The following is a 13,769-nucleotide window of genomic DNA, read 5'->3' on the forward strand; positions in this document are numbered from 1 at the left end:
CATTAGATATAGAGGGAGCTGCAATTTGTAGCTCCCTTTTTTTTTGAATATATATAGATTATAAAATGCAGTATTAGAGCTGTTATGAATAGCTGTAATAGGATTTCAAATACATTCTTCTTTTAAAAGATTAGCTTTCTTTAAATGTTGTTTAATTTATTATAATATATTTGTAAACGACAGGCTATTTTATAGCTTATTCAAATCATAAAGCACACTAATGCTAATCATATGATACATGATTAGAGCTAAGATAATTGATATCTCGATATTGAGATGAACAATCTTTTGGTACTATGGAATCAGAAAACAACGAATATTTTATTGCCAAATGGAAATCCCAGTATAAGAAGGGATTACTAGAATATATTATCATCTTGCTTTTGCGTTCACGTCCGTGTTATGGATATGAGCTCATTAGCGATATGAATCAGTTTACTTCACTCGAAATTGCCGAGGGAACCATTTATCCGCTGCTAAATAGACTTAAGAAAGAAGGTTTGGTAACTTCAGAATGGGCAGAACAGGAATCTGGTATTCCAAGAAAATACTATAAACTTACTGAGGATGGATTAACAATTCTTGGTACTATGAATGAATACGTTGGATCTTTGAATATCTCGGTAGACAAGATTCTTAAAAAAACGGATTCTCTGAAATAATCTTTTAATATATCGACAGCTATGCAAGAATATATCTTATCCTTAGATCAGGGAACGTCAATTTCAAGAGCTATCATTTTCGATAGAGATGGTAAAATTATTGCAATTTCTCAGAAGGAATTTGAGCAATTTTCACCACGATTGAGCTGGATAGAACAGGATGCCAACGAGATTTGGTATTCTCAGGCTTCAGTGGCCGAAGAAGTAATTCATAAGGCTGGCTTAACGGCCGAAAATATTAAAGCAATTGGTATTACGAATCAAAGGGAAACCACTATTCTTTGGGATAAAGAGACAGGTAAACCATTAGGTAATGCTATTGTTTGGCAGGATAGAAGAACCTCTCAATATTGTGATGAATTGAAAAAAAGGGGGCTGGCAGAAAAAATAAAAGAAAAGACTGGATTGATTTTAGATGCCTATTTCTCAGGTACAAAAATCAAATGGTTATTAGATAATATACCTGGGGCTAGACAAAAAGCTCAAGAAGGCAAGTTGGCTTTTGGAACTGTTGACTCATGGTTAATATGGAAGTTGACCAAAGGTGCATGCCACGTAACCGATGTATCCAATGCCAGTAGAACCATGATATTTAATATTAAAACTTTGGAGTGGGATAAGGAACTCTTGGAACTCTTGGATATTCCTGAGAGTATTTTGCCAGAAGTTCGTACATCCAGCGAGGTTTATGGTATGACTTCCAAATCCTTATTTGGCGTCGAAATTCCAATTGCTGGAATTTGTGGTGATCAGCAAGCTGCCCTTTTTGGACAAATGTGTCTTGAAAAGGGAATGGTTAAAAATACCTATAATACAGGTTGTTTCATATTGATGAATACAGGAGACCAAATTGTAAGGTCAAATAATCACTTGATTACTACAATTGCTTGGCAGATAGGAGATAAAGTGACTTATGCACTTGAAGGTAGCGTTTTTATTGGCGGTGCAGTTATTCAGTGGCTTCGTGATCAGATGAATTTGATTCATTCTGTAGAGGAAATTGAAGAATTAGCCTTATCGGAGAAAGATAATGGGGGAGTGTATATTGTGCCAGCCTTTACAGGTTTAGGTGCACCCTATTGGGATCAATATGCAAGAGGTACTTTCTGGGGCCTAAATATGGGAACTACGCCTGGGCATATTGCTCGTGCAGCTCTAGAATCAATTGCTTTGCGTTCACGCGATGTTTTGAAAGCGATGGAATGTGACTCTGGAAATCCATTAACTCAACTTCGAGCAGGTGGAACTGTTTTAAATAAAACCATTATGCAGTTTCAGGCCGATGTTCTTGATGTACCCGTTGTACGTCCTAATGTTAAAGAAATAACAGCTCTTGGTTCAGCTTATCTTGCAGGTTTAGCTGTTGGTTATTGGAAAGATATTGAGGAGATTAAAAAACACTGGCAGATAACTGAGGTGTTCGAAGCAAAAATGCCTAAAAAAGAAGTTGATAAAACTTTGAAATATTGGAAACGAGCTGTTGGAAGAACTTGCCAATGGTTAGATTCTGAAGATTAGATATATTTTGAAAAGTATATAAAGGGCGATAATTTTATGAATTATCGCCCTTTTTCAGTTTGTATATAATGAATCAAGTTAACTAAAATGAATGTTGTTTTGAAAAATCAATCGTATTTTTAGCGAGATGACTCTGAAAGAATATTAAGCTTGATTTTTGGAGAGGATCTTAGAAGCTGTTTAAGTGTTTGAAGAAGTAGTTTAAGCTTCACGTCATAAGATGTTCTATATAGTTGAAGATTTTTTATCTTGTAGAACAGGAGATTGTTGTTGGTTGAGATCAATAGTCCAAGATTACACCTGAGGGATTACAAATGTTAGTTAATGAATAAAGATTAACTTAAGGTGGGAATAGACTCAATTGGCAAGTATTCTTGGTTATGAATTTATCAGAGAATAAAATGTATAGTCAATGTGCATGATATTTTTTTACTCTTATATCGCCAATTAAAGATTGATGTAGTTATTAAGAAGGTTAGAGCTTTTCCATCTGGCTTTCAACTAAAAATATTTACTAGCTAAACTTCTAAATTAAAGCCTAAATGAAAAATAAGTTTATTTTATCATTAGATCAAGGTACTACAAGTTCGAGAGCAATTGTTTTCAATAAAAAAGGTGATATTATAAGTTCTGTTCAAAAAGAATTTACCCAGATATTCCCTCAGCCAGGTTGGGTAGAGCATGATGCTAATGAGATTTGGTCGACACAAGCAGGGGTTGCAGCTGAAGCGATTGTAAGAGCAGGTGTTAATGGATTAAACATTGCTGGAATTGGCATTACGAATCAAAGAGAAACAACTGTCGTTTGGGATCGTGAAACGAGCCAGCCTATTTATAATGCTATTGTATGGCAAGACCGTCGTACCGCAAAATACTGTGACGAATTAAAAGCGAATGGTTATGCTGATAGGATTCAGGATAAGACTGGTTTAATTATCGATTCTTATTTTTCAGGTACTAAAGTGAGATGGATTCTCGATAATGTAGACGGGGCACGTGAAAAAGCTGAAGCAGGAAAATTAGCATTCGGAACGATTGATTCCTGGCTAGTATGGAAATTAACACAAGGTAAAGTTCACATAACTGACGTATCTAATGCAAGCCGAACTTTATTATATAATATCAAAACATTAGAATGGGATATTGAGATGTTAGAGCTTCTTAATATACCTATATGTATGCTTCCTGAAGTTAAATCATCTTCAGAAATTTATGGGCATACAGTAACCACTCTTTTTGCTCATAAGGTACCTATATCGGGCGTTGCAGGAGATCAGCAAGCAGCAACTTTTGGGCAAATGTGTATTAAACCAGGCTCGGTTAAGAACACCTACGGAACTGGTTGTTTTATGCTTTGTAATACTGGAAATAAACCTGTGAAATCTAAAAATAAACTTCTAACTACCATTGGATGGCAAATTAAAGGTGAAACGACCTATTGCCTTGAAGGGAGCGTCTTTATGGGGGGGGCTATTGTGCAATGGTTACGTGATGGATTGGGTATTATTAAATCTTCAGCAGATGTTGAATCATTAGTAAATTCGGTTGAGGATAATGGTGGTGTATTTATGGTTCCTGCACTTACAGGTTTAGGCGCTCCACATTGGGATCAGTATGCCAGAGGAACAATTGTCGGTTTAACTCGTGGTTCAACAGCAGCACATATCGCTAGAGCAGCTCTAGAAGGAATCGCTTTTCAGGTTATGGATGTATTAAAGGCAATGGAAGCTGATGCAGGTGTTGAAATTAGGGAATTGCGCGTTGATGGTGGAGCGGCTATTAATAATATGCTGATGCAATTTCAATCAGATATTCTTGATACGACAGTTCTTAGGCCTAAGATTCTTGAGACAACTGCTCTTGGAGCTGCATATTTGGCTGGTTTAGCAGTTGGATATTGGGATGGCATAGAAGATATTCAGAGTCAGTGGATAGTTGGTGAAAAATTTGAACCATTAATGACTAAGGAAGAATCTAAGAAATTAATTATAGGATGGGATAAAGCTCTAGGACGCTCTAAGAGTTGGGATATTTGAGCTTAAAAATCCAAACTGTATAGAAAAAGGCATCATGGAATTAAGTTGTAGGAATGATAAATATGTATGTTTTTGTTTTGATAATCGATTTCGAAATGATGATTAGTGAATTCGAAATGTTTAAGTCTATTTTCAATATTCCTAGTGATCAATAATTTTAAGCTTTTTATCAAGAGATTTTCTAAATAATGAATAAATTAAAAATATACTTTGCATAGCTATGTATTTTTTTTAAGTTTGTCTCGACGAGGGATAATAATAAATAAGCTTTGCTTATTTATTTTTTATCAAACTGCATAGTATAACAATGTACCTGATTATAAAATGTATTATAAAATTAATTTGACATGGAACAGCAAAATGATATGACATCGGAATTTAATGCTACCATGAATCGTTTTTATAATTTCTTCTCTGATTTATTAGACGAAGAACAGAATAGAAAAGATGATGCTGGTTTTCAGGATTCGAAGAAACAAATGAGTAATAAGTAATAGCAAAATGGTAATGTTACGTGAAAAAATGATCTTTAACTTAAGGGACAATTCTGAAAAATGGGATGTTGTGATAGTTGGAGGAGGAGCTTCAGGTCTAGGTGCTGCACTTGAGTCAGCAACCAGAGGTTTTAAGACTTTATTGCTTGAACAAAATGATTTTACCAAAGGAACTTCTAGTAGAAGTACGAAGTTAGTTCATGGTGGAGTTCGTTATTTGGCTCAGGGAAATATTTCTTTGGTTTTAGAAGCTCTTAGAGAAAGAGGGCTGATGAAACAAAATGCGCCACACTTAGTTAAAGATCAATCTTTCATTATTCCTAGTTACAAGTGGTGGGTTAAGCCTTATTATACTTTAGGTCTTACTGCTTATGATCTGATGGCAGGACGATTGGGGCTAGGTAGATCTTTACCCTATTCGCTTAAGAAAACATTAAAATGTATTCCAACGCTTATTAAAGATAAACTTAGAGGTGGCGTTGTTTATCATGATGGTCAATTTGATGATGCTCGTTATGGAATTAACCTTTGTCAGACTTTTGTGGAAAATGGTGGTACAGCTATTAATTATATGAAAGTTGTTGGTTTAAATAAAACCAAGGGGCAAATATCCGGAGTATCAGCTATAGATCAAGAAACCGGAGAACAGTTTGAAATTAATGCAAAGGTTGTCGTAAATGCAACAGGTGTCTTTGTTGATGATATTATTAAAATGGATGCTCCTCAGTCAAGAGATATTGTTTGTGTTAGCCAGGGAGTTCATCTTGTTCTTGATAAGGAATTTGTACCTAATGATTATGCTATCATGATTCCTAAAACAGATGATGGACGTGTTTTATTTGCAGTGCCTTGGCATAATAAGGTGGTTGTTGGAACAACAGATGTTCAAAAAGAGATAGCGGAACTAGAACCTAGAGCCCTTGAAGAAGAGATTGATTTTATTCTCGAAACTGCTGGACGTTTCCTGACAAAGAAACCGCAGCGATCTGATGTGAAATCTGTATTTGCTGGACTTAGACCTCTAGCAGCTCCAACTGGAGAAGGTAAAAAAACAAAAGAAATCTCGCGAGGACATAAGATTTATACATCCGATGCTGGTTTAGTAACAGTAACTGGTGGTAAATGGACGACATACAGACAAATGGGCGAGGAGACAGTTGATGTGGCATCAAAAGTCGCTGCTCTGGAATTAAAGAAATCTGTGACTCGTCATTTAGCTTTACATGGCTGGAAAAAGAATGTCGATTTGAATGATCCACTTTATTTTTATGGTTCAGATGCAGAAAAGATTCTAGACTTAGCTCGTTCTAGTAAAGAATTGGCATCTTGTTTAAGTAAAGATCTTGGAATTATTAAAGCTCAGGTTGTGTGGGCAGTTCGAAACGAAATGGCGCGTACACTTGAGGATTTTTTATCAAGAAGAACCCGAGCTTTATTATTGGATGCTCGTGAGAGTGCTCGAATTGCACCAGAAGTTGCAACAATAATGGCTATTGAGCTTGAACAAGATGAAGTTTGGATTCAAAATCAAATAGAAGAATACATCAGTTTAGCAAACAACTACGTGTTGAATTAAAATACTTACCCAAAATTTATTGATATGATTGGTTTTCTAAAACCGGCAGCACATAAAGAGCTGCTGTCGGATGATAAAATTGACCCGACCTACAAACGATTGCGTTTACAGGTGTTCTTAGGAATTTTTCTTGGATATGCAGGTTATTACCTTGTAAGAAAGGTATTCTCTTTGGCTATGCCAGATTTAATTGCCTTAGGTTATACAAAGACAGAACTTGGATTTGCTTTATCGGGTGTTTCGGTAGCTTATGGTTTGAGTAAGTTCATCATGGGTAACGTTTCTGACCGCAGTAATGCACGTCGATTTATAACTTTTGGACTTGTACTATCTGCAATTACTATGATTGCAATGGGTTTACTTCCTGTTGCGACATCATCAATTGCAATCATGTTTGTTCTACTATTATTGAATGGGTGGTTTCAGGGAATGGGGTGGCCTCCTTGTGGTCGTGTCATGGTTCACTGGTTTTCTATTAGAGAGCGTGGTACTAAAATGGCGATATGGAATGTAGCACACAATGTAGGTGGTGGGATTATTGGACCATTGGCAATTTTAGGTGTTGCTATTTTTGCTGATTGGCACTCTATATTATACTTCCCTGGTTTTGTGGCATTAGGTGTTGCTTTTATTGCGTGGTTATTAATCCGTGATACCCCTCAATCATGCGGACTTCCAAATATTGAGAAGTATAAAGATGATTACCCAGATAGTTATTCTGAAAAATATGAAGTGGAGATGACCGCAAAGGAAATCTTTATGAAATACATTCTTAAAAATAGATTGCTATGGTCTATTGCCTTTGCAAATGCCTTTGTTTATTTGGTGCGCTACGGTGTGCTCGATTGGGCTCCCCTATATCTTAAAGAAGCTAAAGGATTTTCAATTAATGAATCAGGATGGGCATATTTTGCTTACGAGTGGGCAGGTATACCAGGTACCATATTATGTGGCTACTTGAGTGATAAGGTTTTTAAAGGAAAACGTGCTCCAGTGAGTATCATTTACATGGTATTGGTTTTTGTTTCGGTACTCATGTATTGGTTTAGCCAGTCGATATTGATGAATTCGATAGCCCTTGTTTGTATCGGATTCTTAATCTACGGTCCAGTCATGCTAATTGGTGTTCATGCTTTGGATCTAGTTCCTAAAAAAGCAGCAGGAACCGCCGCAGGTTTGACAGGTCTATTTGGATACTTGGGAGGTGCTTTATTTGCCAATATCGCTATGGGGGCAGTTGTTGACACATGGGGATGGAACGGTGGTTTTATTGTTCTCCTTGGAGCTTGTATTGCTGCCATTATCCTTATTGGAATTTCTTGGATCCAAGAATTAAATGGACATAATGGGCTTCATGACTAATCAGTTTAAATACAAAAATATTGAGTATTGGGACTCAATAACATTTATTAATAAATTAATAATTACTAACCATAAATTTTAATACACATGAAAAACTTTAATGTGAAAAATTTGTTGGCAGGCGCTTTAATCCTGTCTAGCATTGGATTTGCAGGTTGTGAAGATGACACTCCTGATTACAATCCTCTAAACCTTTACAAAACATACCCACTGAAAGAACTTAGTGCTGAAGCTAAGCTTGTTCGTGACTATGTGAAGCCTGATGCTGTGATTGCTCACCGTGGATCGACTTTCTGGGCTCCAGAAGAGACAGAGGCTGCTTTCCGTTGGGCAAGAAATATGGGGGCTGACTATTTGGAAATTGACCTTCAAAGAACTAGTGATGGTGTATTATTAGCCTTACACGATGGTAATCTTCAGCGTACTTCTAATATTGAATCTGTTTTTCCTGGACGCGATGATTATCCAGTAAGTGTATTTTCATTGAAAGATTTAAGACAATTGGATGCAGGTTCATGGTTTAATATTGATAAGCCTGAAAATGCCCGTGCTTCATTTGTAGGGCAACAAGTTTTAACATTACAAGATGTTTTGTTGATTGCTGAAGGCATGAAAGTGAAGAGAAATTCGGAAGACAAGCCTTACTATAAAAAAGCTGATGGAACTGAAACTTTAGTTTTAGAAGATTCTTCAACGGGTGAGTTTGTGTTTGTTGTTGATGATGAAGATAATGGTAACCGCCCTGGTGTTTATGCTGAAACTAAAGAGCCTTATTTATTCCCTAACATGGAAGCTGATTTAGCTGCATTTTTAACTGATGCAGGTTGGAATATTAATAGTACTAATACTCTTAAAACTATTCCTACAACTCCTGGTAAAGTGGATATTGCAAATACTAAAGGTCGTTTTATTCTTCAAACTTTTTCTCGTGAGTCTGTTGTGAAATTAGAGAAAGAATTACCTGGTGTACCTAAGTGTATGTTGCTTTGGGAAGATGAAAGTGCTGGTTATGTTCGTCCTTCTAACTCTATTGAGTCATTAGCAGAATTCATTAATTTCTCTGTAGAATATAACTGTCATATCGCAGGTCCTTCTATTGCTGGAAAGCCTAACAAATATCCTGAATTAACGTTACCATGGATGTGTGAAATGTATCACCGTGCTGGTATGATTGTCCACGCATATTCTTTCGATACTGAAGATCAGTTGAGAAAATATAATGGAGACTATTTCTATGCTGGAGTTTCTCGTTTCGACAATGCTGACCGTACAGTTAGTGGAGATTTTGAGTACGATGTGAATCCAAACATGTTTATCGATGGTGGTTTTACTAACTTGACTGACTTGTCAATGAAGTATCAGAACCGTAGTGTTGATGGTACTGCTCAGGAAGTATTGACTAGCCTAGGTTACTAATTTATAAATCTATAAACGATAAAGATATGTTAAGAAAAATATATATCGCTACTCTAGCTTTAGGAATGGTAGCAGCAAGTGCAGTAGCACAGGAAAAACAATTGACTGCAGAGTCGAAAAAAGGAGGAATCGTATTAACTTCAGCTGATAAGGATTATCAAGTAAGCCTTAATGGTAGAATTTATATGGATGGTGTTCATTATTTTGATGATAAGACTGATTTAAGTTCTGACGCATCTATTAAGGACATTCGTTTAGGAACGACTGTGAAGTGGGGACAATGGAGTGCTAAAGTAAATATAAGCTTTGGTAATAATGAAGTTAAGATTAAAGATGCATTCTTAAGATACAATCAATCTAAGAACAGTGTTTTCACAGTCGGTAACTTCTTTGAGCCATTTGGTATTGAGGCATCTGCTTCGAGCAAAAACCTTCGTTTTATTGGTGGATCTAATACAACACAGGCAATGGGTATTGGTCGTAGTATTGGTTTAGGCTATACTTACCATACCGATAAATTTTACGGTTCAACAGGTCTTTTTGCAGGTTCGGTAGATAACCACAATAAAGGAGACCAAGGTTTCTCAACGACAACTAAATTGGTTTATACTCCAATCGTAAACGATAAAGTCCTTTTCCAATTAGGAGGTTCATTTACTTATCGTATCCCAGAAGCTAATGGTTTTAACGAATCTTTCAACGATGACGATTATAACCGTGAAGTTTCATTAGCAGCTGGACCAGAGCATAAATTTTTAAATGCTGATATTAAAGGAGCCAGAACAGATATGCGTTATAATTTCCAATCTATGGTTCTTAGCGGTCCTGTTATGTTGCAAGCAGAGTATACTAAAACGAAAGTGACTCGTGACGATGACTACGTATCAAGATTGATGAAAGATAACCCATATTGGACTCATACTGCAGGCGGAGGATATGCATGGCCTACCAAGCCAGGTGATTATCCAGGATGGTATGGCGAAATGCGTGATATTGAAACAGAAGCTTTCTATGTAACAGCAGGTTTTCTTTTAGGTGATAACTATTCATATAATTCTTCAACGGCTTATATCAATAGACCAAAGGCTGGTTCTTACGAATTCCTTTTACGTTACGATAATACAGATTTGAACGATATTGATGGTACTTATTTTAATGGTTCTTATGGCCCAGCTGATTTAAGTGCAGCTCTAGGTGGCGCTGGAAACATGAGTATTCAAGGTGGTAAAGCAGAAACAATTAGTGCTGCTGTAAACTACTATTTGAATGACAATGTGATGTTCCGTTTAAACTATAGCTATATGGATGTTCAGAATCAAGTTTATCCATTAGATGAAAAAGTTGGAATGATTAAAGCTAGAGTACAGGTTAATTTCTAATCTGAATCACAAATATTACACTTCGACATGTAATTTTTTTAAGAGTGGACCAATTAATTTTGGTTCGCTCTTTTTTTTTCTTACTTCATTGATTTTTATGGTGATTGTGTAAAACTGATCTTGCTTTTTTTATCAGTAAATATGGGTTTAACGTAAATTTAACCTTGAGGATACAGATTGAATAAACTGGGGAATTACATTTGTACAGGAATTAAGCGAGAATAATCAGGATTCCATGTACTACTAAATAAAAAACAACCACAATGAGATTAAAGAATTTATTTTTGGCTTTGCTTGTGATAGCAGGAAGCTTAAACACAGTTGCTCAGGAAAAAGCAGAATTTAAGCCATCAGGAAAAGTAGATGGAAAAGTTTTCTTTAACTACCATTACGATATGACTGATGGTACACAGAAGGAAAGTAGTTTTGAAATACAAAGAGCTTATTTTGGATATAAGTATCATATTAGTAAAGATTTTACAGCTAGTGTTATTTTTGATGTTGGGCATAATGAGGCTGGTAGCGATTATACTGCCTATCTTAAAAAGGCTCAGTTGGATTGGAAAATGTCTCCAGTTGTAAAACTTTCATTAGGTATGATTGGTCTGGAACAATTCAGCGACCAGGAAAAATTCTGGGGATACCGTTATATCATGAAATCATTTGCTGACCAGTATGGTTTTGGTTCCAGTGCGGATTTAGGTGTGAAAGCCAATATTAAAATTACCGATAACTTGTATGCCAATGCTTTTGTTATCAATGGTGAAGGCTATAAGAAAATTCAAGATGAAGATGGTAAGCAAAAGTTTGGTGCTGATCTTGTATTCAAAAACAAAGCTTTAATCGCAAAATTCTATGCGGATGCCAATACAGCTACTATTGTTGAAGAAGGAGGAAATGAAAAAGATGTTACTGTATCGGCTTTAGCTGCATTTATCGGATATCAATTTTGTGATCACTTCAGAATGGGTGCAGAATACAACCAATTGATCAACGGGAAAAAGTATTCTTCTGCAGCAGAAGATCATGATCTGGAAGGTTTATCTGTATACTCAACTTATACCGTGAATAAAAAAGTTGAGATCTTTGGGCGCTACGATTACCTGACTTCAAATAAGTTGGATGGTGAGACTGAAAAGTGGAATCTTTCCAAAAATGGAAGTGCCATCACTACAGGTATCCAGTATGCTCCTGCTAAGGGTGTGAAAATGGCTTTCAACTATCAGGGCTTTATGAATAAAGATTCTAGTATCGAAGACAAATCATTGTTGTTTGTTAATTTCGAATTTAAGTTTTAATTATTCGAAATTACTCATTTAAATAAGCTGTCCATTTTGGGCAGCTTTTTTAATGGAAAGGATATTATAACCTATCGTTTAATCGCTCCTGATAGATTTTATAGTTTGTATCGTCAAAGACACAAAAGGTAATTTCTTTGAGCGAAGTTAATTTGCTCGACCTTTTCAGAACTGTTTTGATTGCAATTTCTGCCGCTTCTTCTTTAGGATACGCATATACACCAGTACTTATATTAGGAAAAACAAGGCTTTCTAAATCATATTCCTCAGCTAATTTGAGACTGTTTTTATAACAAGATTTTAATAATTTAGCTTCTTGACACTGTCCACCTCTCCATATGGGACCAACCGTATGAATCACGTATTTGCATGGCAAATTGTATGCTTTTGTGATTTTTGCATCTCCTGTAAAGCAGCCCTTTAATGTTTTGCATTCTTCTAATAAGTCTGGGCCAGCAGCTTGATGAATAGCACCATCAACACCTCCGCCACCTAGTAAAGTAGAATTTGCAGCATTCACAATAGCATCAACTTTAAGTTGAGTGATGTCTCCTTTGAATAGTCTAATTTTCATAAGTACGCATTTAGAACAAAAAAAAATATTGAAAAATTAAGGTAAATTAATTCGTGAGCTATTAAAGCTTTTAAACACAGATCTATCTATCAAAATTATAAATTAGAAATCAATAAAAAAACACAAACGAAAACGATTGCAAAGTCCTGATAGTGAAAATGTTTCTTTTGTTTTAAGAAAATAGTTCTAAATTAGCATCAGCTAGCCAAGCCATAAAATTTGAAATAATTGATAGATGATTAGAAATCTGATTTCTTCTGATAGAATTAGATCGGTTTTATTCATCAATCAAAAACTTAAACTTTGAATATGAAAAGAGTATTAGTTGCAACAGGGGGTGGCGATTGCCCAGGATTAAATGCGGTAATTCGCGCGGTAGTAAAACGTGCAGCACAAGAAAAAGATTGGGAAGTAATAGGTAGTATTCAGTCGTTCGACGGGATATTAAAAGAGCCTACTGAAATAAAAATATTAGATGATGCTGCTGTAAAAGGCATTCATTATCAGGGAGGAACTATCATTGGAACAACAACTAAAGGCGGTCCTTTTGCTTGGCCAGTAAAAAATTCTGATGGAACCTGGGGGTCAGCTGATCGTTCTGATGAGATGATTCGTAAACTGCAATATTTAGGCGTTGATGCTGTGATTAGTATTGGTGGTGATGGTTCACAGAAGATATCTCAACAGCTTTTCGAAAAAGGGTTGAACATTATCGGAGTACCTAAAACGATTGATAATGACTTAATGGCAACCGATTTTACTTTCGGTTATCAAACAGCAGTTCAGGTTTGTACTGAGGCTGTAGATAAGTTAAAAACCACTGCAGCATCTCATAACCGTATCTTTATCTTGGAAGCTATGGGACGTGATGCAGGATGGATTGCTTTATCTGCTGCTATTGCAGGTGGTGCTGAAGCTTGTTTAATTCCCGAAATTCCTTACGATATCAACCAAGTGGTGAAAAAGTTGGATAGCCGTTTCTTAAAGGGTAAAGGTTTCGGAATTATTGTGATTGCCGAAGGGGCTATGCCTATTGGCGGAGAAGCTATGGCTGAAGAAAGTGTTGAAGTGGGTAACCCAAATTTGAAACTAAGTGGAGCTGCTGATCGTTTGTTATATGAGTTGAAGGAGGCAGGTGTTGAAGCTGATATTCGTACAACCGTATTGGGACATTTACAGCGCGGGGGTATCCCTATGGCTTATGACCGTGTTCTTGCTACTCAATTTGGAGTGAAAGCTTTTGAAATGGTCTTAGAGAAGAAATTTGGACATATGGTCGCTTCCCGTCATCCAGAAGTTGTAGCTGTGCCGCTTCTTGATGCCATTGGGAAACAGAATCTTGTTAATCCTGACTCGAATCTGGTAAAAACAGCCAAAGGTGTTGGAATCTGTTTTGGTGACTAATCTGGAGCTAATAGAATATAAGAAACCCGAAAGTCAACTGGCTTTCGGGT

11 protein-coding genes are annotated in these 13,769 nt (G+C 36.3%); 10 read left to right on the forward strand and 1 reads right to left on the reverse strand.

The features are described from left to right. Positions 1 to 296: 296 nt before the first annotated feature. The 9 genes from DWB61_RS03410 to DWB61_RS03445 all read left to right on the forward strand — a co-directional run bounded on the left by DWB61_RS03410 (position 297) and on the right by DWB61_RS03445 (position 11,741). Complete coding sequence (locus tag DWB61_RS03410) at positions 297 to 662, forward strand: PadR family transcriptional regulator (RefSeq protein ID WP_125029484.1); 366 nt, start codon at positions 297 to 299, stop codon at positions 660 to 662. A 21-nt stretch (positions 663 to 683) separates the two neighbouring features. After that, positions 684 to 2,180 (forward strand): glycerol kinase GlpK, encoded by a 1,497-nt coding sequence (gene glpK / locus DWB61_RS03415; protein ID WP_125029485.1) that lies wholly within the window; start codon positions 684 to 686, stop codon positions 2,178 to 2,180. 542 nt (positions 2,181 to 2,722) lie between these two features. Further along, on the forward strand, positions 2,723 to 4,216 hold the full coding sequence (gene glpK / locus DWB61_RS03420) for a glycerol kinase GlpK (RefSeq protein ID WP_125029486.1): 1,494 nt from the start codon (positions 2,723 to 2,725) through the stop codon (positions 4,214 to 4,216). A gap of 347 nt (positions 4,217 to 4,563) precedes the next feature. After that, positions 4,564 to 4,710 carry a hypothetical protein gene (locus tag DWB61_RS17635; protein ID WP_156190195.1) on the forward strand — a complete coding sequence of 49 codons (147 nt, stop codon included), beginning with the start codon at positions 4,564 to 4,566 and terminating at the stop codon, positions 4,708 to 4,710. 28 nt (positions 4,711 to 4,738) lie between these two features. Then, positions 4,739 to 6,286, forward strand: coding sequence for a glycerol-3-phosphate dehydrogenase/oxidase (locus tag DWB61_RS03425; protein ID WP_225423348.1), 1,548 nt, complete (start codon positions 4,739 to 4,741; stop codon positions 6,284 to 6,286). Positions 6,287 to 6,310: 24 nt separating this feature from the next. Further along, positions 6,311 to 7,648 carry a glycerol-3-phosphate transporter gene (gene glpT, locus DWB61_RS03430; protein WP_125029488.1) on the forward strand — a complete coding sequence of 446 codons (1,338 nt, stop codon included), beginning with the start codon at positions 6,311 to 6,313 and terminating at the stop codon, positions 7,646 to 7,648. Between the two features lie 87 nt (positions 7,649 to 7,735). Further along, positions 7,736 to 9,064, forward strand: coding sequence for a glycerophosphodiester phosphodiesterase family protein (locus DWB61_RS03435; protein ID WP_125029489.1), 1,329 nt, complete (start codon positions 7,736 to 7,738; stop codon positions 9,062 to 9,064). Between the two features lie 26 nt (positions 9,065 to 9,090). Continuing rightward, positions 9,091 to 10,443 carry an OprO/OprP family phosphate-selective porin gene (locus DWB61_RS03440; protein WP_125029490.1) on the forward strand — a complete coding sequence of 451 codons (1,353 nt, stop codon included), beginning with the start codon at positions 9,091 to 9,093 and terminating at the stop codon, positions 10,441 to 10,443. Between the two features lie 263 nt (positions 10,444 to 10,706). Then, positions 10,707 to 11,741: an outer membrane beta-barrel protein gene (locus DWB61_RS03445; protein WP_125029491.1), complete on the forward strand. Its 1,035-nt coding sequence runs from the start codon at positions 10,707 to 10,709 to the stop codon at positions 11,739 to 11,741. A gap of 64 nt (positions 11,742 to 11,805) precedes the next feature. On the opposite strand, the gene DWB61_RS03450 is transcribed toward DWB61_RS03445, so the two are convergent. Further along, entirely contained in the window at positions 11,806 to 12,315 is a 510-nt protein-coding gene (locus DWB61_RS03450; RefSeq protein WP_125029492.1) for an O-acetyl-ADP-ribose deacetylase, read from the reverse strand. Between the two features lie 309 nt (positions 12,316 to 12,624). Here DWB61_RS03450 and DWB61_RS03455 point away from each other — a divergent pair, with 309 nt between their 5' ends. Beyond that, positions 12,625 to 13,719 carry a 6-phosphofructokinase gene (locus tag DWB61_RS03455; RefSeq protein WP_125029493.1) on the forward strand — a complete coding sequence of 365 codons (1,095 nt, stop codon included), beginning with the start codon at positions 12,625 to 12,627 and terminating at the stop codon, positions 13,717 to 13,719. The last annotated feature ends 50 nt before the right edge of the window (positions 13,720 to 13,769 follow it).

The sequence above is a fragment of the Ancylomarina euxina genome (assembly GCF_003863355.1).
Classification (GTDB): Bacteria; Bacteroidota; Bacteroidia; order Bacteroidales; family Marinifilaceae; genus Ancylomarina; species Ancylomarina euxinus.

Excerpts from the sequence above, each read along its gene's own strand:
- DWB61_RS03410 (WP_125029484.1), top strand. The coding sequence starts at position 297 with ATGGAATCAGAAAACAACGAATATTTTATTGCCAAATGGAAATCCCAG.
- glpK (WP_125029485.1), top strand. The coding sequence starts at position 684 with ATGCAAGAATATATCTTATCCTTAGATCAGGGAACGTCAATTTCAAGA.
- glpK (WP_125029486.1), top strand. The coding sequence starts at position 2,723 with ATGAAAAATAAGTTTATTTTATCATTAGATCAAGGTACTACAAGTTCG.
- DWB61_RS17635 (WP_156190195.1), top strand. The coding sequence starts at position 4,564 with ATGGAACAGCAAAATGATATGACATCGGAATTTAATGCTACCATGAAT.
- DWB61_RS03425 (WP_225423348.1), top strand. The coding sequence starts at position 4,739 with ATGATCTTTAACTTAAGGGACAATTCTGAAAAATGGGATGTTGTGATA.
- glpT (WP_125029488.1), top strand. The coding sequence starts at position 6,311 with ATGATTGGTTTTCTAAAACCGGCAGCACATAAAGAGCTGCTGTCGGAT.
- DWB61_RS03435 (WP_125029489.1), top strand. The coding sequence starts at position 7,736 with ATGAAAAACTTTAATGTGAAAAATTTGTTGGCAGGCGCTTTAATCCTG.
- DWB61_RS03440 (WP_125029490.1), top strand. The coding sequence starts at position 9,091 with ATGTTAAGAAAAATATATATCGCTACTCTAGCTTTAGGAATGGTAGCA.
- DWB61_RS03445 (WP_125029491.1), top strand. The coding sequence starts at position 10,707 with ATGAGATTAAAGAATTTATTTTTGGCTTTGCTTGTGATAGCAGGAAGC.
- DWB61_RS03450 (WP_125029492.1), bottom strand. The coding sequence starts at position 12,315 with ATGAAAATTAGACTATTCAAAGGAGACATCACTCAACTTAAAGTTGAT.
- DWB61_RS03455 (WP_125029493.1), top strand. The coding sequence starts at position 12,625 with ATGAAAAGAGTATTAGTTGCAACAGGGGGTGGCGATTGCCCAGGATTA.